General features: G+C 51.8%; 19 protein-coding genes. 17 read left to right on the forward strand and 2 right to left on the reverse strand.

What is annotated here, in order from left to right; genetic code table 11:
* Nucleotides 1-47: 47 nt before the first annotated feature.
* The 14 genes from VMW30_03420 (at nt 48) to VMW30_03485 (ending at nt 15,915) form a co-directional block, all read left to right on the forward strand.
* Nucleotides 48-665, forward strand: a complete 618-nt coding sequence (locus tag VMW30_03420; GenBank protein HUW87408.1) for an ATP-dependent Clp protease proteolytic subunit — start codon at nt 48-50, stop codon at nt 663-665.
* Nucleotides 662-1,300, forward strand: a complete 639-nt coding sequence (locus VMW30_03425) for an ATP-dependent Clp protease proteolytic subunit (protein HUW87409.1) — start codon at nt 662-664, stop codon at nt 1,298-1,300. The genes VMW30_03420 and VMW30_03425 overlap by 4 nt, the downstream gene beginning before the upstream one ends.
* 148 nt (nt 1,301-1,448) lie before the next feature.
* Nucleotides 1,449-2,699, forward strand: a complete 1,251-nt coding sequence (locus VMW30_03430) for an MFS transporter (GenBank protein ID HUW87410.1) — start codon at nt 1,449-1,451, stop codon at nt 2,697-2,699.
* 79 nt (nt 2,700-2,778) lie between these two features.
* Nucleotides 2,779-4,074: an ATP-dependent Clp protease ATP-binding subunit ClpX gene (clpX, locus tag VMW30_03435; protein ID HUW87411.1), complete on the forward strand. Its 1,296-nt coding sequence runs from the start codon at nt 2,779-2,781 to the stop codon at nt 4,072-4,074.
* Between the two features lie 15 nt (nt 4,075-4,089).
* The gene (locus VMW30_03440; GenBank protein ID HUW87412.1) at nt 4,090-6,681 is read left to right on the forward strand and encodes a valine--tRNA ligase; all 2,592 of its coding nucleotides are present in this window, start codon (nt 4,090-4,092) and stop codon (nt 6,679-6,681) included.
* Nucleotides 6,678-8,021, forward strand: a complete 1,344-nt coding sequence (locus VMW30_03445; GenBank protein HUW87413.1) for a folylpolyglutamate synthase/dihydrofolate synthase family protein — start codon at nt 6,678-6,680, stop codon at nt 8,019-8,021. Before VMW30_03440 ends, VMW30_03445 begins: the two co-directional genes overlap by 4 nt.
* A 7-nt stretch (nt 8,022-8,028) precedes the next feature.
* Nucleotides 8,029-8,376, forward strand: a complete 348-nt coding sequence (locus VMW30_03450; GenBank protein ID HUW87414.1) for a DUF4233 domain-containing protein — start codon at nt 8,029-8,031, stop codon at nt 8,374-8,376.
* Between the two features lie 18 nt (nt 8,377-8,394).
* Nucleotides 8,395-8,853, forward strand: a complete 459-nt coding sequence (gene ndk, locus VMW30_03455; protein ID HUW87415.1) for a nucleoside-diphosphate kinase — start codon at nt 8,395-8,397, stop codon at nt 8,851-8,853.
* Complete coding sequence (locus VMW30_03460) at nt 8,850-9,881, forward strand: rod shape-determining protein (GenBank protein HUW87416.1); 1,032 nt, start codon at nt 8,850-8,852, stop codon at nt 9,879-9,881. The genes ndk and VMW30_03460 overlap by 4 nt, the downstream gene beginning before the upstream one ends.
* A 10-nt stretch (nt 9,882-9,891) precedes the next feature.
* The gene (mreC, locus tag VMW30_03465) at nt 9,892-10,857 is read left to right on the forward strand and encodes a rod shape-determining protein MreC (protein ID HUW87417.1); all 966 of its coding nucleotides are present in this window, start codon (nt 9,892-9,894) and stop codon (nt 10,855-10,857) included.
* Between the two features lie 6 nt (nt 10,858-10,863).
* The gene (gene mreD, locus VMW30_03470) at nt 10,864-11,385 is read left to right on the forward strand and encodes a rod shape-determining protein MreD (protein HUW87418.1); all 522 of its coding nucleotides are present in this window, start codon (nt 10,864-10,866) and stop codon (nt 11,383-11,385) included.
* 14 nt (nt 11,386-11,399) lie between these two features.
* Nucleotides 11,400-13,466 carry a penicillin-binding protein 2 gene (gene mrdA, locus VMW30_03475; protein ID HUW87419.1) on the forward strand — a complete coding sequence of 689 codons (2,067 nt, stop codon included), beginning with the start codon at nt 11,400-11,402 and terminating at the stop codon, nt 13,464-13,466.
* Nucleotides 13,463-14,617, forward strand: a complete 1,155-nt coding sequence (gene rodA / locus VMW30_03480) for a rod shape-determining protein RodA (protein ID HUW87420.1) — start codon at nt 13,463-13,465, stop codon at nt 14,615-14,617. The genes mrdA and rodA overlap by 4 nt, the downstream gene beginning before the upstream one ends.
* An 80-nt stretch (nt 14,618-14,697) precedes the next feature.
* Nucleotides 14,698-15,915 (forward strand): MFS transporter, encoded by a 1,218-nt coding sequence (locus VMW30_03485; GenBank protein HUW87421.1) that lies wholly within the window; start codon nt 14,698-14,700, stop codon nt 15,913-15,915.
* 62 nt (nt 15,916-15,977) lie between these two features.
* On the opposite strand, the gene VMW30_03490 is transcribed toward VMW30_03485, so the two are convergent.
* Together VMW30_03490 and VMW30_03495 are read right to left on the reverse strand one after the other, a co-directional pair.
* Nucleotides 15,978-16,775: a hypothetical protein gene (locus VMW30_03490; GenBank protein HUW87422.1), complete on the reverse strand. Its 798-nt coding sequence runs from the start codon at nt 16,773-16,775 to the stop codon at nt 15,978-15,980.
* Nucleotides 16,776-16,789: 14 nt separating this feature from the next.
* Nucleotides 16,790-17,236, reverse strand: coding sequence for a helix-turn-helix transcriptional regulator (locus VMW30_03495; protein HUW87423.1), 447 nt, complete (start codon nt 17,234-17,236; stop codon nt 16,790-16,792).
* A 323-nt stretch (nt 17,237-17,559) separates the two neighbouring features.
* On the opposite strand from VMW30_03495, the gene VMW30_03500 reads away from it, so the two are divergent.
* The 3 genes from VMW30_03500 (at nt 17,560) to rpmA (ending at nt 20,467) form a co-directional block, all read left to right on the forward strand.
* Entirely contained in the window at nt 17,560-19,731 is a 2,172-nt protein-coding gene (locus VMW30_03500; protein ID HUW87424.1) for an Rne/Rng family ribonuclease, read from the forward strand.
* A 155-nt stretch (nt 19,732-19,886) separates the two neighbouring features.
* The gene (gene rplU / locus VMW30_03505) at nt 19,887-20,201 is read left to right on the forward strand and encodes a 50S ribosomal protein L21 (protein HUW87425.1); all 315 of its coding nucleotides are present in this window, start codon (nt 19,887-19,889) and stop codon (nt 20,199-20,201) included.
* An 11-nt stretch (nt 20,202-20,212) separates the two neighbouring features.
* Nucleotides 20,213-20,467, forward strand: a complete 255-nt coding sequence (gene rpmA / locus VMW30_03510; protein HUW87426.1) for a 50S ribosomal protein L27 — start codon at nt 20,213-20,215, stop codon at nt 20,465-20,467.
* The last annotated feature ends 41 nt before the right edge of the window (nt 20,468-20,508 follow it).

Here is a 20,508-nt window from a genome sequence, read left to right on the forward strand (position 1 = left end):
AGGAAGATTCAACAAGGAGGATGTCCGTGGATTTAATTAGCACCCATTTGCCAGCGGCGGAGATTATTGCTCGCGCCCCTCAATCAGGCTCGGGTGGCCTCGATGACCAGGTCTATAACCGTTTGCTCAAGGAGCGCATTATTTTCCTTGGCTCTGTTGTAGAAGATTCCATGGCCAACGCCATCTGCGCACAGATCCTTCTCCTTGCTGCCGAAGATCCAGAGAAAGACATCTACCTCTACATCAACTCACCTGGTGGTTCTGTCACCGCCGGTATGGCGATCTACGACACCATGCAATATGTCAATAATGACGTCGCCACAGTAGGAATGGGTCTCGCTGCATCGATGGGTCAATTCTTGCTCTGTGCAGGCGCCGCCGGAAAGCGCTACGCGACACCACATGCGCGCATCATGATGCATCAACCTTCAAGTGGCATTGGCGGAACAGCAACCGATATCAAGATTCAGGCCGAACAAATTGGTTTTACCAAAAGGAAGATGGCCGAGTTGATTGCCTTCCACACTGGCCAGAGCCTGGAGACAATCACCGCAGATTCGGATCGTGATCGTTGGTTTAATGCAGAAGAAGCGAAGGAATACGGATTTGTTGATCACGTTGTTCGTTCCGCTGTACAAGTTTCGGGTCGTGGAGGCACCGCATGATGAGTCAATTTGATCGAGTCAACGAAATCACCAACCGTTATGTTCTTCCTACCATTGAAGAGCGCACGAGTTACGGTTACAAGCGCCTTGACCCGTATACAAAGCTTTTTGAAGAGCGCATCATCTTTCTAGGCCAAGCAATTGATGACACGGTCGCAAACGATGTCATGGCGCAGCTTCTGACTCTTGAGTCAATGGATCCTGATCGCGACATCATGATCTACATCAACTCACCCGGAGGATCATTCACTGCGCTAACGGCGATATACGACACCATGCAGTTCGTACGCCCCGACATTATGACCATCTGTCTCGGTCAAGCAGCATCTGCTGCGGCAGTTCTGCTCGCAGGGGGATCCAAAGGCAAGCGAATGGCCCTTGAGCACTCGCGAATTTTGATTCACCAACCTTCTAGCGAAGGTGGGGGACAAGCGTCCGATATCGAGATTCAGGCGCGCGAAGTCATGCGGATGCGCGTTCTGCTTGAGGAATTGATCGTTCGCCATTCCACTCGTTCGGCAGAGCAGATCGCTCTAGATATCGAGCGTGACAAGATTCTCACGGCGAGTGAAGCGGTCGAATACGGGTTGATCGATCAAGTACTGGCTAGCCGTAAGGCAAAGCCCACTCACTAATTAGCGATTTAATCGCTATAAAGGTTATGCAATCGTTATTTATAAGGAAACGTTTACATCCGGTATGTCTAGTCATGTCCTTGCTATTAACACGTGACTACCGCCACACTTAGCGTTTCCGATTTTTCTGAGGTAGGGGTAATTTTTTGTGGCTTTAATCACGCCTGGAAGCATATTTTCCTACGCGGGCTATAGAAATCTCTGGCTATCTAATTTATTCGTGACGATAGGTGCATCCGCTTTTCCTATTGCACTTGCGGTCACGGTTCTTGATGCCGGCGGAACCACAACGACACTTGGATTAATTTTGGCATCACGAGTTTTGTCCTCCGTCATTCTTGCGCCAGTTGGTGGAGTGTGGGCAGATCGTCTGCCACGTAAGTTCGTGATGATTGGCGCGGATCTTTATCGCGCCGCTCTCATGATTGGTCTGGTTTTCATATCGACTCCCGATGTTCCGCCCTGGGCACTTGCTGCACTCGTTTTTGCAATGGGCGCGGGCGAGGCTTTTGGTTTCCCCGCATCTGGTGCGATTCTTCCGAGCATTCTGCCATCGGAAAAACTTCCTGCGGGAAATGTTTTGCGTAGTCTCGGAGTTCGTATCGCCCAAGTTGTTGGACCTGGCATTGGCGGATTCTCTGTCGCAGTTATTGGGGGTCGCATGACATTCGCCGTGACGGCGGCCTTCTTCGTTATTGGAACTGTATTGCTCTTTAGGATCGACGAAAAACCACGGACCGTGGTTGATGTTCAACCCACCTTCCTTACTGATTTACGTGAAGGACTCAAGACTGTTTGGGATACGCCCTGGGTCGCTGCGTGCATTGCGATGTCTACGTTGCAACTGATGGTCGTACTTGCAAGCGAGAATGTTCTCTTGCCCGTCATTACACGGCGCGAGTTTCATACCAATACTGTTTTCGCTGTTGCCGCCGCGATGTTCAGCATTGGTGGTTCGATCTCTGCTCTCATCGCGATGCGTTACAAAGCTAAACATCCTGGATTGATCGCTGTCGTTATCTGGGGATTTTTCGCATTTGCACCGCTCGTACTGGCATTTCCAGAGTCGAAGACTTTCGTGATTGTGGGTTACTTGATTGCGGGTATCTCGATTGGACCCTGGGAGGCGTATTGGAGTTCGGCGATTCAGCGGGAGATTCCACAAGAATTGCAGGGTCGGGTTTTTAGCGTGGATTACATGGGATCGGTCGGACTTATGCCCCTGGGAATGGCCCTGGTGGGTCCAGTGACTCACGTCTTTGGGGAGAGACCCTTTCTTATCGGGGCGATTGTTTTCCACTTGCTGGTCTGCGGTCTTGTTCTCCTCGTCCCAGGAGTAATCGATCTTCACACCCCAAAAAAGTCAGATTCTTCTCAGGGCGAACAGTTAAAGGCATAATCAGCAAGCGAACTCAGCCCTCCTGAACCTACCCTTGGCTCGTGCCCAACTTCCCTGTTTGTGGGCATAGAGGAGTGTCATGACCCGTATCGGTGAGACCAGCGATCTGCTTAAGTGTTCTTTCTGCGGCAAGACCCAGAAGCAGGTAAAGAAACTCATTGCCGGACCTGGCGTCTACATCTGCGATGAGTGCATAGACCTTTGTAATGAAATCATTGTTGAAGAATTATCCGAAGCCAACACGCTCGGTCTGCAGGATCTCCCAAAGCCTTTGGAAATTTATGACTTCCTTGATCAGTATGTCATCGGTCAAGATCGCGCAAAGAAATCTCTCTCTGTCGCCGTTTACAACCATTACAAGCGAGTTCAAAGTGGTGATACAAAACGCGAAGACTCAGTCGAATTATCCAAGAGCAATATTCTCCTCCTAGGTCCAACCGGATGCGGAAAGACACTGCTTGCCCAGACTCTTGCGCGGATGCTTAATGTGCCCTTCGCAATTGCTGATGCGACCGCTCTTACCGAAGCTGGCTACGTAGGTGAGGATGTTGAGAACATTCTCCTCAAACTTATACAAGCCGCTGATTATGATGTGAAGAAAGCCGAAACCGGAATCATCTACATTGATGAAATCGACAAGGTCGCTCGCAAGGCAGAAAATCCTTCGATCACCCGTGATGTTTCTGGCGAAGGTGTCCAGCAGGCGTTACTTAAGATTTTGGAAGGAACGGTCGCATCTGTTCCTCCTCAAGGGGGACGAAAGCACCCACATCAAGAATTCATTCAGATCGATACCACCAACGTCCTCTTCATCGTTGGCGGCGCGTTCTCGGGACTTGAAAAGATCATCGAGGGTCGTAAGGGTGCCGCAGGGGTCGGTTTCAATGCCGTCTTGCAGACCGAAGCCGATCGCGATCGCCAGGACATCTTCGCCGACGTTATGCCGGAGGATCTCCTTAAGTTTGGAATGATCCCAGAATTTATCGGCCGACTGCCGATTGTTACCAGTGTTGAAAAACTTGACAAATCCGCGCTCATGCAGATTTTGACTGAGCCGAAGAATGCACTGGTCAAGCAGTATGTGCGTCTCTTCGAACTAGATGATGTTGCACTTGAATTTACCCCGGAGGCTCTCGAAGCGATCGCCAAACTCGCCCTCAAGCGAGGCACCGGCGCCCGCGGACTGCGGGCAATCATGGAGTCGGTACTTCTTACGGTCATGTACGACGTTCCAAGCCGTACCGATGTTGCCAAAGTCATTGTCACTAAGGAAAGTATTGATGAAGGCACTGCCCCAACATTCATTAACCGCACGGGCGATATCCCTAAGCGGATCAACCGAGCCCAAAAGGGTCAAGAGGAGAAGAGCGCATAATCTAGACTCTCCTCTATGAGTCAGCGCGAATTGCCCTCGGTTTTTGCACCTTCTGAGATAGAAGGCCCGCTCTATCAAAAGTGGGTAGATGCGGGATATTTCACTGCGGATGTAACTTCGGATAAGCCCGCTTACACGATTGTCATTCCGCCTCCCAACGTCACCGGCGTCTTGCACATTGGCACTGCCCTTGATCACACTCTGCAAGACATCCTCATCCGTATGAAGCGCATGAAGGGCTTTACCACCCTCTGGTTGCCTGGCACAGATCACGCCGGTATCGCAACCCAGAACGTCGTTGAGAAGCAGTTGGCCGCGGAGGGACTCTCACGCCACGATCTTGGCCGCGCGGAATTTGTTAAACGCGTGTGGGATTGGAAAGCAAAATCGAGTGGCGCAATCCTCGAACAGATGCGCCGCTTTGGCGACAGTGTCGATTGGAGTCGCGAACGGTTCACGATGGATGAGGGAATGTCACGCGCGGTTCTCACTATTTTCAAGCGGCTCTACGATGCCGGTCTCATCTACCGTGCCGAGCGCATCATTAACTGGTGTCCTCGCTGCATGACCGCGCTTTCAGATATAGAAGTTGAACATAATGATGATGCTGGCGAACTAATCTCAATCCGGTACGGCGATGGTGAAAACTCCATTGTTGTAGCAACCACTCGCGCCGAGACGATGCTTGGCGATACCGCGATTGCGGTACATCCCGATGACGAGCGATATGCGCATCTCATTGGCAAGACGATTCTTTTACCATTGGTTGGACGTGAAATTCCTGTGGTTGCAGATGAACACGTTGATCCTGAATTCGGAACGGGTGCAGTCAAAGTAACTCCTGCACATGACCAGAATGACTTTGAGATTGCGCAACGCCACAATCTTGAAAGCATCGTCGTCTTGAATGCAGAAGGAGAAGTTGCTAATTCAGGAACGCGCTTTGATGGCTTAGATCGATTCGAAGCCCGCAAGGCTGTTGTGGAAGCCCTCAGGGCGGAAGGACGAATCGTTACCGAGAAGCGTCCATATATTCACGCAGTTGGACATTGCCAACGATGCGACACTGTTGTTGAGCCGCGTCTTTCCAAGCAGTGGTTTGTAAAAGTTGCTCCACTTGCCAAAGCTGCTGGCGACGCAGTTCGCAATGGGCAAGTGAAAATCGAACCTGAATCACTTGCGCCGCGTTATTTTGAGTGGGTAGACAATATGCATGACTGGTGCATATCGCGCCAACTCTGGTGGGGACACCGCATTCCAGTTTGGTACGGTCCCGAAGGAGATGTACTAGTACTCGGTCCTGATGAGAATGCGCCCGAAGGGTATGTTCAAGATCCGGATGTTTTGGATACGTGGTTCTCATCGGCTCTCTGGCCATTTTCTACGCTCGGATGGCCCGATACCACTGAAGATTTGAAGAAGTTCTATCCAACAAGCGTGTTGATCACTGGCTATGACATTCTCTTCTTCTGGGTAGTGCGAATGATGCTTTTTGGACTTTTTGCGATGGATGGGGTCCCACCATTTCGCGTGATCGCTCTTCACGGGCTCGTTCGCGATAAATTCGGCAAGAAGATGAGCCGCAGCAAGGGAAATGCAATTGACCCCCTCGAACTGATGGATACCTATGGAGCCGATGCCATCCGTTTCACCCTTGCTCGCGGCGCAAACCCAGGTGCGGACCAAGCCTTGGCGGAGGAGTGGATTGCAGGCTCGCGAAACTTCGGCACAAAACTCTGGAACGCGACTCGCTTCGCAATGATGAACGGTGCGACTGTCGAAGGCGACTTGCCTGCTTTCGATTCGCTCAACGTTTTCGATCGTTGGATCTTGAGCCGTCTCAACGAGACGATTACCGAGGTTGATGAACTACTGGAGACTTATGAATTCGCTCGCGCATGCGATCAGATTTATCATTTTGCCTGGGATGACCTATGCGACTGGTACCTCGAACTCTCCAAGGAATCATTTGCCACAGGTACTGCACACGACTCAAAGCGAGTTTTGGGATACGTTCTCGACCAACTTCTTCGTCTCATGCACCCGATCATGCCTTTTCTTACTGAGGAATTGTGGACTGCACTCACTGGAGGTGAGTCGGTAGTCATAGCTGAATGGCCAAGGCCAATAGATGATCACGTCGATCTTGTCGGCGAAAAATTAATTATCCAGGTGCAAGAAATTATTACGGAGGTTCGACGCTTCCGAAATGATCAGGCAATCAAGACAAGCCAACGGATTCCTGGTCGCTTTATTGCTCCTCAGGAATTTGCTCGATACGACGCCGCCATGCGATTTGTCCTGCGAATTGACCACCCTGAAGAAGACACTCTTTTCGTTCCGAGCGCAACTCTGGAAATCGGTGAAATGAAAGTTGAACTAGATCTATCGGGTGCCGTTGATGTTGGCGCGGAACGAAGTCGTCTTGCCAGGGATTTGGCTACTGCACAGAAGGATCGTGAGACGGCCAATGTCAAACTTTCCAATGAGAATTTCATGGCCAAGGCGCCAGCCAATGTTGTGGCGGAAATTCGAGAGCGATTGGTTAAGACGGATGCAGAGATTGATAGAATCAACGCCCAGCTCGCGAAACTTCCATCCGCATGACGAGCGGCGACGACCAAGCCCGTATTCACGCTATTGAGGTGGCGTTAGAGGCGCGTTGGCCTGAGACACGGATTGAGCCGACCCTTGAGCGGATATCAGCTCTGGTAGATCACCTTGGATCTCCACAACTGAGTTATCCGACAATCCACGTTGGCGGGACAAATGGGAAAACAACAACGGCCCGCATGATTGATTCCCTCATGGCCGCACATGGCCTTCGCACGGGTCGATTTACAAGTCCGCATTTGGAGAGTTTTCTGGAGCGGGTTGCCATCAACGGCGAACCAATCGAGCCCAAGGATTTCATTTTTGCCTACAATGATGTCGCGCCGTATATCGATTTGATGGATCAGAAATTTGAACACCCAATTTCTTTCTTTGAAGCGATGACCGCCATTGCATTCGTGGCTTTTGCAGAATGGCCGGTCGATATTGGCGTTATTGAAGTTGGAATGGGCGGGGAATGGGATGCCACCAATGTGGTGGAAGCCGCTGTCTCGGTAATTACCCCGATTGGATTCGACCACACCGCATATCTTGGGAATACGCTCACTGAAATTGCCAAGACAAAAGGTGGAATCATCAAGCCTGGTTCATCCGTCATTCTTGCCAGGCAAGAACCAGAGGCAGCAGTCGAATTGATGCGCCGAGTTGCTGAAGTTGAAGCCATCGTTGCCCGTGAAGGCGTGGAGTATTCCCTTGAGAGTCGGGCGATCGCCGTCGGAGGTCAATTAATCAGTATTAATGGCTTAGGTCGGCGGTATGACGATATTTTCCTGCCGTTGCATGGCAAGCACCAAGGGGCCAATGCGGCCACTGCCCTGGCCGCAGTCGAGGCGTTCTTTGGCGGAGAAGAATTAGTTCTCGAATCAGTGCAGGAAGGATTCGCTGCCGTTACTTCTCCAGGAAGATGCGAAATTGTTCATAGCGATCCGACAGTCATATTGGATGCGGCACATAATCCTCACGGAGCAAAGGCGATTGCCGAAACTCTCGAAACCGAATTTACCTTTGATGAAATTATTGGAATATTCGCGGCCTTCGCGGATAAAGACGTCGAAGGAATTCTCACCGAACTTGAACCTGTGTTGAGTTCAATTATTGTTACCGCGAGCGAGTCATCACGTGCAATGCCGGTGGGGGAAGTAGACAGAATCGCGACGAGAATTTTCGGAGCCGATCGAGTGGTGAAAGTCGATCACTTGGAGGAGGCAATCAAGCGCGCCATAACTGATGCACGTCGCCCACTTAGCGATGACTCAATTGGAATCGTCATTACCGGTTCTGTTGTAACAGTCGGACAGGCTCGGGCAATTCTCAAGCGGCTCTCAAGAGATTGATCCGGATGTGAAAGTTTTAGGGTCTGCGGTACTCGCCATGGAAGTGATGGTGATGGGTTTTGCAGTTCTTCTCGCCTCGAAAAATGAGAGCGGCGGACTCTTGATCCTCGGGGGAGTCATTGCCTTTCTCCTTATTATCGCGGCGGGGATGCTCCGGAAGCGTTCGGGTTGGATTCTTGGGTCGATTCTTCAAGTAGCCATGATTGCCTACGGGTTCGTCGTGACCCCCCTATTTTTTCTGGGAGCACTTTTTGGTGGCCTCTGGGTCGCGGCGATTGTGGTCGGTCGCAAGGGGGAGGCGGCCCGAGCCGCCCTTTTGAAGGCGGGCGAGAGCGCGGGTCACAAGAGTCAATAGACCGATTAGACTCTCGGGGTGAGCCCAGAGAGAGTGTTAGAGAGAACATTAGTATTGGTAAAGCCCGATGGCGTACGCCGTGGTCTGGTTGGCGAGGTCATCGCACGGATCGAAACCAAAGGTTACTCAATTTCTGCTCTAAAGATGATGAATGCAGACCGCGCAACACTCGAACGTCATTATGCAGAGCACGCAAGCAAACCATTTTTCGAACCACTTGTTGAATTCATGCTCTCGGGTCCGATCGTGGCAATGATTGCTGAAGGCAATCGCGTCATTGAGGGATTCAGATCTCTCGCGGGTGCGACTGATCCGACTGTTGCCGCTCCCGGAACAATCCGCGGAGACCTGGCTCGCGATCAGGGTACAAAAGTTGTTCAGAACCTTGTTCACGGATCTGATTCGGTCGAGTCGGCCGAACGCGAAATAAAGATTTTCTTTGGTGGATTTACCGGAACAGCTGAGAGGAATACATGAGCAACAGAATGTCATTTATTGGTCGCGATATGGCCATCGACTTGGGGACCGCAAATACCCTCGTTTATGTGCGTGGACGCGGCATTGTCCTCAACGAGCCAAGCGTTGTAGCCGTCAATCAAGATACCGGCGCGATTCTTGCCGTTGGCCATGAAGCCAAGAAGATGATTGGTCGTACCCCAGGAAATATTGTGGCAATCCGCCCACTCAAGGATGGCGTTATTGCAGACTTCGATACAACAGAGCGGATGCTCCGTTACTTCATCCAGAAAGTACATCGCCGGCGCTACCTCGCCAAGCCGCGTATCGTCGTCTGTGTACCGTCGGGTATCACTGGCGTAGAGCAACGTGCGGTTAAGGATGCGGGTTATGCCGCAGGTGCTCGTAAGGTTTACATCATCGAAGAACCAATGGCAGCGGCAATCGGTGCTGGCCTTCCTATTCACGAGCCAACCGGCAACATGGTCGTCGATATCGGAGGCGGTACGACTGAGGTCGCGGTCATCTCGTTGGGTGGAATTGTCACGGCTCAGTCCATCCGAGTCGGTGGAGACGAGCTTGACCAAGCCATCATCAACTGGGTTAAACGCGAATTCTCACTTCTTTTGGGAGAGCGCACCGCCGAGGAAATAAAGATGGCTATTGGCTCGGCCTACCCAATTCAAGGCGAACCAGATGCAGAAATTCGTGGTCGCGATTTAGCGACTGGATTACCAAAAACCATTGTCGTCACGGCTGCTGAAATCCGAAAAGCAATAGAAGAGCCGGTCAACGCAATCGTCAATGCAGTCAAGAGCACTCTCGATAAAACCCCACCTGAGTTATCTAGCGATCTCATGGACCGCGGCATTGTTCTTACTGGCGGTGGGGCCCTTCTTCGCGGACTTGATGAGCGTCTACGACGCGAAACAGGAATGCCGATTCACATCGCAGATCGTCCTCTTGATGCAGTTGTAGAGGGCACCGGGAAATGTATCGAAGAATTTGAGGCTTTAGAGAAAGTCTTGATTTCCGAACCTCGTCGATAGGTAATCTGTCATGCGATATGGCGGCGACAATAGAAGTCGCCTGTTGCTGGTGACTTTGATTGTCACCTCCCTCTTTCTGATTACTCTGGATATGAGGGGTGTGCAACTCATATCCGGTCTGCGTCAAGGAACTCAGAGCGTTCTGGGTCCCTTCCAACGGGCCGCGAGCACAGCCCTAACTCCACTCGGTAATTTCTTCTCTGATGTCGCACACCTTGGTCGCACTCGTACGCAACTCGCGAGCCTTGTAGATCAGAATGCAAAACTTCGGAAAAGCCTGATCGATCTTAAAGGTACTGATGCGCAGATAAAGCAACTCAAATCGATTCTTAATCTTGCCGGCACGGGCGGATACAAGATTGTGAGTGCGAAAGTCATCTCTCAAGGAACGAGTGTTTCGTTCAGTCAGTCGATCACAATTGATGTCGGTGCCAACGCTCATATAACGAGGGACATGACAGTTATTTGCGGTGATGGCCTCGTTGGTGTTGTCAAAGAGGTGTATGCATCGACTGCACTAGTTCTTCTTGAGTCCGACCCCGCTTTCCGAGTTGGCGTGCGTATCGCGGGAAGCCAAGAGATTGGAATTCTCAGCGGTCAAGGGACGGATCGGGCAATGCTGCAACTTCTCGATAGTCAGTCTTCTGTGAAAAAAGGAGATGTCCTCGTTGCGCGCGGGAGCGAAGGAGGTAAGCCATTTGTTCCCGGAGTGCCCGTGGGCGTTGTGACTGCAGTTCCGAATTCTGCCGGCCTTATCTCACAGTTGGCCGAAGTCAAATTTTTCACTCATTTACATTCACTTTCCGTTGTTGCGGTGGTTCTCAGGGCTCCGGTGATAGATCCCCGCGACGCACTCGTTCCTGCAAAACCGACACCCACACCGATTCCAACGGTCACCATTTTTGTGACTCCGACGCCATCTGCTTCAGGTGTCCCCTCCGCAACTCCGTCCAACTCAACAGCCACGAAAAAATAGAACCCCATGTACACGAGAAGAGGTTCCTATACTGCTCTAATTTTCCTTCTCGTTTATGCGATGGAGTTCATGATCATCGACCAGGTTCATCTACCATTCGGCGGCTTCTCTCTCTTCCTTATATTTGTTCTTTCGTGGTCTGCCCTGAGTTCGCCAGAGATCGGCGCAATTGGCGGTTTCTTCGGCGGCTTCTTATTGGACCTGGCTCCCTCGTCAAATGGGCCAATGGGCCAATGGGCACTTATATTGTCCGCCGTTGGATTTGGCATCGCATTCCTTCGCTACGGGGACGACAGCCTTCAGGGGAGTCCGCTGAGTCTGGTTGTTTTTGTGGCCGGCGCGGCAGTCATTTCGATATCAGTTTACGTACTTTTGAATTCACTTTTTGGTCTTGAAGTCGGAAATATGCGCCAACTTGTGCGTTCCATCGTTGGAAATGGTCTTTGGACATTGGCAATTGCTCCCTTTGTTCTTCCTGTGGCTTCCCGACTTCATCGAGCTATATTCGAAACGCGTGAGTTCCAGTGAACCAACGTTCGAGATTGAGTTTGATCGTTACCCAAACGTTAATTCTCTCGCTCATGCTCGCCTTGATGGGTCGTCTTTTTTATTTGCAGATCGGAGCCGGAGCAAAATATCGCGATGCGGCATTGAGTATTCAAAGTCGCGACATCGTTACGCCTGCAACTCGCGGACTCATAGTCGATTCATCGGGTGTGCCTTTGGCACTTAACAGAGTTGGACTCGCCGTCACCGTTGATAGAAGTGTTTTGGATCGTCAGAAAGACGGTGGCAAGGCAGTTCTGGCAAAAACAGCCAAACTTCTCGGACTTAAATATGCCAACGTTTATTCACAGACTCGACTCTGTGGTGAAATTCCGAATTCGGTACAAGCGGGATGCTGGATAGGTACTCGCTACCAGCCAATCCCAATCACCAAGGATGCAGACCCAAATAAGGCGCTCCAGATTGTGGAGAGAGCAGATCTCTATCCTGGTATCGACTCCAAACCGGTGGCCGTGCGGAATTATCCTGGCAAGGATGGAGTTAATGCAGCGCATATTCTTGGATACGTCGGCCCTCTGACCGAGTCGGACTTATCCGGTGCTGATGGTTTTCACTTCTATCGGAGCGAGTCAATAGGAAAAGCGGGCTTGGAATATCAGTACGACAAGTACTTACGCGGAAAACCAGGCATTCGCACGGTGATCGTCGATCGACAGGAGTCTGTCACCCGACAAGCGCAGAACATTCCGCCAATTCCCGGAGATCATCTCGTGACAAGCATCGACGTGCGATTACAGGCGGCAACCGAGAAGGCTCTGTCCGAAGCGATTACCCAAGCACGTGCCAACGGAAATCGTGGTGATTCGGGTGCGGCCGTCGTCATGGATGTGAAAACCGGTCGGGTTTTAGCGCTTGCCTCTTACCCAACCTATGATCCAAATATTTGGGAGAAAGGGTTGACCTTTAAGCAAGCGAAGGATCTCTTCAGCGAAGAGAATGGCGTGCCAGCACTCTCGCGAGCATTGCAAGGCCTCTTCGCTCCCGCCTCAACTTTTAAATCTGTCTCGGTTCTCGCTGCGGCAAATGCGGGTTACAGCATGAATGCGACATACAGTTGTCCATCGAGCGTGAAGGTTGGAAATATCGACTTTCAAAACTTTGAGAGCAAATCTCAAGGAACCATTACGATGAAGGAAGCTATTGCAATCTCCTGTGACACGATTTGGTACAAGATTGCTTATGATGAATGGCTACGTGATGGTGGTCTTTCTCCCAAGAAGAATGCCCATGATTACTTTTTCTCGGCAGCGCGTGGTTTCCAAATCGGAGAGAAGACCGGGATTGATCTTCCGGCGGAGTCTGCGGGTCGTCTGCCGGATCGCCAATGGCGTAAAGCTTGGTTTGCGGAGAATAAGAATTACTATTGCAATTACACTAAGCGTGCTCCCAAGAGCCAACAGACAACGTTTCTTGTGGCACTTGCCAAAGAAAACTGCATTGATGGAGACAAGATACGAGGCGGTGACGCCGTGAACTTTTCCATCGGTCAAGGCGATACCGTCATCACACCACTCAAACTGACACAGATGTATGCGGCAATCGCCAATGGCGGCAAAATTTGGCAACCCACGGTTGGTGAGGCAATTGTTACAACGGAAGGGAGAGTTATTACCCGCGTTACTCCGAAAGTTTTGGGCACGCTACCGGCTAAGAAATCCACCCTGAAATTCTTACAAGGCGCCCTTCGTGAGGTGGTCGTTAGCGGCACCGGCGGATTCGTCTTTGCAGGTTTCCCAATTGCGGTCAGCGGAAAAACAGGTACAGCAGAAGTTTTTGGCCTCAATGCCGATGGGACAAAGAAGGACAACACCTCCTGGTTCGCGTCTTTTGGGCCCACCGAGAAACCACGCTACGCCGTCGTGATGATGGTGAGCCAAGGTGGGTTTGGTTCGGAAGTGAGCGGACTCGGCGTGCGTAAAATCTACAATGCCATTTTCGGAGTGGTCGGGAACAAAGTTATGCCAGGCAAGGCGCTCTTCCCGTCTGGTCCGCCAACCACACTTCCTCGGATATCACCAACTATGAAAGTCTCCTCCAAATGAGCGCGACAATGACTTTCAGACGGCGGACTCGGCGTGGTTCTTTGATGGCCGGCTCCGATCCGATCCTTACCGTCGCGGTTGCTGGTTTACTCATTATCGGAACCCTTCTCGTTTATTCGGCGACTCGTGCTTGGTATGCCGGGATGGGGCTAGATCCGCAGTATTACCTAAAGCGACACGTCATCAATATTCTTATTGGTGGTTTTCTTGCGGTGAGTGCGACCTTTGTTGATTACAGATTATTGCGCGCTTACACGCCGCTGTTTTATGGGGCGAGTGTTCTGGGATTAATTGCAGTCTTGATTCCCGGTATCGGAAGTACCGTCAACGGCGCGCGGGCATGGATATCTCTTCCTGGTGGTTTTCAGATTCAACCTGCCGAACTCGCGAAGATATCCATCATCGTTGGAATATCGATGGTTCTCTCAGAGCGGATTCATGATCGCGAATCACCCACGCACGAAGATGTAGTGAGAGCACTGCTTATTGCAGCATTGCCCATTCTGCTGATTCTTATCCAGCCCGATATGGGTACCGTCATCATTATTAGTGCATCGGTAGTGACAATTGTCGCCGTCTCTGGAGCACCGTCGCGATGGGTTGCCGGTCTTCTCATTGTTGCGCTCATGGGTGGATTCACTGCAGTGAAGATTGGAGTCCTGAGTGAATATCAGGTGAAGAGATTGCAATCTTTTGTCAATCCTTCTGCCGATCCCGAGGCAAGTGGTTATCAGTTGCGCCAATCCAGAATCACGGTTGGATCTGGCGGCCTTCTCGGTAAGGGACTATTCAATGGTCCGCAAACCAACGGACGGTTTGTTCCCGAACAGCAGACCGATTTCATCTTCACAGTGGCAGGTGAGGAACTTGGCTTTGTGGGGAGCTCTTTTATCTTGCTCCTCTTCTTGGTGATTCTTCTGCGAGCTTTCCGAATAGCTCGAAGATCGCAAGATCTTTTTGGCAGGCTAGTCTGTACCGGCGTCATTGCATGGTTTGCTTTTCAGGCATTTGAAAATATCGGCATGACCATGGGGTTGATGCCTATGACGGGTGTGCCGCTGCCCTTTATCTCCTATGGCGGATCAAGCATGTTCGCCAACCTCATTGGGATCGGTCTGCTCCAAAATGTTTACGCACGTCAAAGAGGTTAGTGAGGTTGGTCAACATGGTTGACCTCCAATAGCCGGGCTACCCCGTTGTGTTATTGCTTCTATCTCGGCAGGATGGGCGGATGTCAAAGGCGCGCCCTGCAGGCTGGAATACGGTTCGTGTCATCGCTTCGGCGCGTGCGCTTTCGTTTCTCGGTGATGAACTCGCGATCTTCGCTCTTCTGCTCCGCGAGAAACATCATGGCGGCGGAGCCTTCTCTATTGCTGTTATTTTGGCGGCAGGGCATCTACCTCTGATCTTGCTTTCGCCTTGGGCGGGAACTGTTGCTGACCGTGTGCCAGTGCGTCGCCTGGCTCCTTTCGTCAACATCGGGCAAGCGGTCTTTGCTGCCCTACTTGCATTTAACACACCACTGTTTGTCTCACTCGGGCTCATAACTTTGATTGGAGCCGGCCAAGCGTTCACCGCTCCTGCGTGGTCTGCCACATTGCCAGAGATCGTTGGCAAGGATGCTCTACCGCAGGCTCTTTCGCTTATGCAGGCGTTGTATGCAATAGCCGGAATGGCCGGCCCGGCGATAGCCGGGCTCATGGTGAGCCAGTTCGGTTACGTAACGCCAATGCTCGCCAATGCTGCGACATTTGCGTTGCTTGCCATTGTTCCTGCATTTCTAACTCTGCCGTTTCATGCTCGTGAGAGAGGTCCGCGGCAGCGCGGAGATGTGTGGGCCGGATTGCAGATTGTGCAGCGCGAACCTGTCATTCGAGCTCTTGCCATTTTGATGTTCAGTCTCGTAGTTGCGCTGGGGGCGTACAACGTGGCTGAATTATTTTTCGCACTTGACGATCTTCATGCGTCAACATTCATTTATGGTCTTACTGCCTCAGTGTTTGCTGCCGGGCAGTTCATCGCTGCACTCATCAACGAACGGCGCGAAGTAGATCAGGCTCGGCTACCCGCAAACATCATTGTGGGAACTCTAATGCTTGGCCTTGCCGTACTACTAACCGGCTGTGCTTGGCACTGGGCATTACTTCTGCCTACCGCTGCACTGGCAGGTGCAGGCGGCAGCACATTCACGGCTTACGGATTCGCACTAATCGTTCATCGATCACCTGACGAGAGTCGTGCTCGTGTTATTTCAGTGGTTCAAGCCGCAATTTCTACTGGCAATCTCTCTGCGCTGGCAATAGCGGGTCTCGTCATTTCTCTCATCGGTCCGCGAACCACAATTTTGCTTAGTGGCGTTGCTTCCATTCTTGTAGTTGCCGTGTTCGCACCGGCACTACTCCGTTCTGTAGTTCAAAACCCAATCGGAGAAATCAATCCGCCTTTTTGAGTCTTAGCGCATCGATCTCATGTGCTTGTTGTTTAGTCAATCGAGAGCTTCCATTGTCTTCCTCATTTTGACTTTGCCACCCGTGTCTTTTTTCTAGTGGGTCCTTCCTGATCGGTACTCGTCGCAGGAAGTAGTACTTCCAAAGCTTTCCCGTTTTCTAATATGAGTCTTACGGTAGGGCTGGCCTTTCTAGGTGACTGTATGTCCGTTATTTTCTGTCCAATCGCCTCCGAGAAACTTGCATCTAACACTGGCACGCGAAGTGAATCCATCCTCGCGAGTGCGTAGCGCAACTGCATTCGAGCAATATCCGACAAACTAGTTAGTCGCTGAGTAAGGGTGAGGATATCAACTGTGGATCGGTAACTGAGGTCAACAACCGTTCGGCTTATTGCAAGGTTCGTCTCGTCTTGCAGAGGGAAATAACCTAGCATCGCACCGCGGAGGACATTGTTGGTGAAGTTCTGGTCTCCTCCATTAGGTATTTGGTCAACATCCACTAGTGGGGCGACGAGAACAAACCGATCTAGTTCAGGGTTCTTCTCTGCGATCTCAAAGGCTTCTTCCGAGGTGAGGCTCGGATCTGATTTCATTAGGTTTCTAGCAGACCTGTTGAGTTCTTTATCCAACTGGCAGTCGTGGCTAAGAACCATCACTAACGATGAGCCCCCGATTGCTCCCAACCCAGAGTCTCCTGATTTGGACGTACTTAGTTGGCTCTGTATCGTGTCGATTCCCGCCCATGCTGGTGGTATGAAAATGTCTTGTAAGGCAGTCAGTCGGACAACGCCACTGCCGAGGACGATATCTCCCTGTTGTAGTGGCCGAGTGTCATCCGTTACATAGATACCGTTGGTCACTATTGGGATGGTACTTACTTTACTCGGGCCGACAATGGTCGGATCCGACGTCGCGTGGTAGCAGGCTCCTCTAGGTCCGCAAAGTTGACGGAATCGGTCATATCCAAACTCTCCTCTTGGCGAAGCACGTGAGATCCCCGACTGGTCGGGACTTTATGGGTTCTGACTGTCCCCGCCTCTATGGCTGCGAGAACTCGTTCTAGTGGGGTTGGTGTGCTTTTAGTTACTGGTTCTACCTTGAATATCTCATCAGGGCCAACCTTAAACTCCGTGCACAGTTTTAGGAGTGTCTCATACCGAATACTTGAGGTTTCTCCCCGCTCGATCCTGCCCAAGTCATCCTGGCGCATGCCAACCCTGGCGGCGACCTCACTGAGTGTGCGAGCGCCCCGAAGTTCCCTCACTCGGACCACCAAGCAGTTCTCTCCTGCAACTTCGGCTACTACCGTCTCGGTACCCATGTCATCTCCTTCGCCTATAGCCGTTACAGTAACGGCTATAGGCGGTAAAGACAAGCATCTGAGAGGACTTCTTAGATGACACCTTCCGGGTCTCGGCTGCGGCTGGGTCACAACTATTGCTTGAACCGGATGTCTCCCCTCCTCCGAACTGGGGTTTTGGGCGTTGTGTTGGGCTTTGACCCGCCTTTCTGCCATACTTAGCCCAAAGTTCAGCGCGGCTCGCGATTTCATCGCGGTCACCGCCAGCGCGAACTCAACAAAGATTTGCTCGGAAGCGAGCATGAGCGCGTTTTTTTGAACGCATAGAGGATTTGGTACTAGATATGGCTATTGAGCCAAAAACGCCGCGCAAGCGTGCGGCTAAGAAAGCTACCGCTGTAGTTTCAACCGATACGGGTGAAATAGCGACAAAAAAGACCCCCGTTAAGAAGAGCGCTGCGGCGATTCCCGTTCCCATGTTCCAGGCAGCCCCGGTGGCGCAGGCGAAACCGGCCCGTGTTTCCCGAGCCAAGGCTGCAACCGAGGAAAGCGCCCCAGAGAGCGTCGTCAAGAAGGCCACGTCACGGAAGAAAGCGGTTCCAGCCGTCATTCCCGTTGCAACTGAGCCGGAAGCGGCAAGTTCAGCCGACTCAGAAGGGCGCGGTCGCCGCCGTCGCAGAGGCGGCCGCGGTCGCCGCCGTCCAAACGAGTTAGATGTTGAGTCCACCGAATCTGATGTTGGAGATTCCGAGTCCGAAAAAAGCGCCACCCACCGACGACGTCGACGCCGTTCATCCACTGATGGAGTCACACCGGGTGAGACCGTAGAAGAAGATGGCGTCATCACAGTTGTAAAGGTGCGTGAACCGCGCGAGCCTCGTGAGGTTCGCGAACGTCCAGCCCGTGGTGCAGCCCGCGATCGAGCACCTCGTCGTACTCGTGAAGCGCGAAGTGAATATCGCGAGCCGTATCGCAAGCGCGGAACAATCATTACCGAAGGCGAATTCCTGGCACGTCGTGAGAATGTCGACCGTGAGATGTTGGTCCGTCAAATAGGAGATCGCACGCAGATCTGCGTCATCGAAGACAAGGTCATGGTTGAGCACTACGTCAACCGTCACACCAACGTTTCATACGTCGGCAATGTTTATTTGGGTCGCGTACAGAATGTTCTTCCCAGCATGGAAGCGGCATTCGTCGATATTGGAAAGGGCCGCAACGCAGTTCTTTATGCAGCTGAAGTGAATTGGGATGCTGCTGGCATTTCTGACTCACAACCGCGCAAAATTGAAATGGTTTTGAAGACCGGACAACCAGTGCTCGTCCAGGTGACGAAGGATCCGATCGGACAGAAAGGCGCTCGCCTAACAAGTCAGATCAGCCTTCCCGGTCGATATTTGGTCTACGTGCCAGGTGGTGGAATGAGCGGTATCAGCCGTCGACTTCCGGAACCAGAGCGCGCACGATTAAAAACAATCCTCAAAGCCGTTGTTCCGGATGAAGCGGGCGTCATTGTCCGCACCGCGGCAGAAGGAACAAGCGATGCGGAAATCGAAGCAGATGTAGCGCGACTGAAAACCCAGTGGGATGACATCGTTGCAAAATCTGAAAACCCAAATTTTCATGCACCAGCACTTCTTTATTCAGAGCCTGATCTCGCAGTCCGTGTTATTCGCGATATTTTCAATGAAGATTTCCGCAAGCTCACCATTCAAGGAAATGATGCATGGGAAGAGATCAACAACTATCTCGGCTTCATTGCACCAGAGCTCACTTCAAAGATTGAGAAGTGGACGGGTTTGGGAGATCTCTTCACCGATTATCGAGTAGATGAGCAATTGGCCAAAGCATTTGATCGCAAGGTTTATCTACCTTCAGGTGGATCTCTGGTTATCGATCGCACGGAGGCAATGATTGTTATCGACGTCAACACCGGAAAATTTATCGGTAAGGGCGGAAGCCTGGAAGAGACGGTTACCAAGAACAACTTGGAAGCAGCCGAAGAAATTTCTCGACAACTGCGCCTGCGTGACCTCGGTGGCATTATCGTCATCGACTTCATCGACATGATTCTCGAATCTAACCGCGAGTTGGTTCTGCGTCGCCTTGTCGAATGTCTCGGGCGTGATCGCACCAAGCATCAGGTTGCCGAAGTGACTTCGCTCGGTCTGGTTCAGATGACTCGCAAGCGAGTTGGGCAAGGTCTCATTGAAGCCTTCTCGACCCCGTGCGAAACTTGCGGCGGCCGCGGAATACATATTCAGACCGATCCCGTGAAGGCTCGTCCATCTCTTCCCTTTGGAGGACAGAATGGCCTGGGCGATGTTCATGATGCCATTGAGCATGAAGTTACTGAGATGGAAGAGGTCGAACTTGAGGTGGAGTCGGGTGAGGATTACGAAGCCTCCGGGGAGAGCGAAACTGCGGAAATGCCACATGTTGTGACTCCAGAACCAGCAAAGGGACGACGCCGTCGTCGCGCGGCAAGTTCGGGAGTAATCACACCAGGCGCCTAACTTTGGGAGCCTGGTCCAGGTCCAAAATGAGCCTATAAATGGGTCTCAGTTTGACCCAGGGGGTCAAACTTCCGTACCCTAAGCCTCTGCTTAGTGGTCTTTTTATCCTAGAAGTGCCGAATAAGCGTGAAAGCCAAAAGAACTGGAGTTGTTACGTGTACGCAATCGTGAAGGCTGGCGGACGCCAAGAAAAGGTCGCCGTCGGAGACACCGTGACTGTCGATCGTATCGACGCCGCGGCAGGATCCACCGTAACTTTCCCCGCAGTTCTCGTCGTTGACGGTGCAACCGTCACGACCGACCCAAAGGTCCTCTCCGGCGTAAAAGTTATGGCCGAGATCGTGGATGAGACCAAGGGCAAGAAGATCGACATTCTTCGTTACAAGAACAAGACCGGCTACCGCCGTCGTCAGGGTTTCCGTTCGAAGAACACACGCGTACTTATCACTGCCATCAACGGCATGAACTAAGGAGTTGAGAGATGGCAAGTAAAAAAGGCGTTTCATCGACACGAAATGGTCGCGACTCAAACGCGCAATACCTCGGAATTAAGCGCTTCGGCGGACAGGTAGTCAAGAACGGCGAGATCCTCGTGCGTCAGCGTGGCACCCACTTCCACCCAGGCGCAAACGTAGGACGCGGCAAGGACGACACACTTTTTGCAATGGCAGCTGGCGCAGTTGAATTCGGTCGCGCGCGCGGACGTCGCGTTGTGAATGTGGTCCCCGTCGCCTAGTTCTCGGTACTCATAAATGAGCGGGCCGTGCATGCGGACCC

Source organism: Candidatus Paceibacterota bacterium, assembly GCA_035530615.1.
In the GTDB taxonomy this organism is placed as follows: Bacteria; Actinomycetota; Actinomycetes; order Nanopelagicales; family Nanopelagicaceae; genus QYPT01.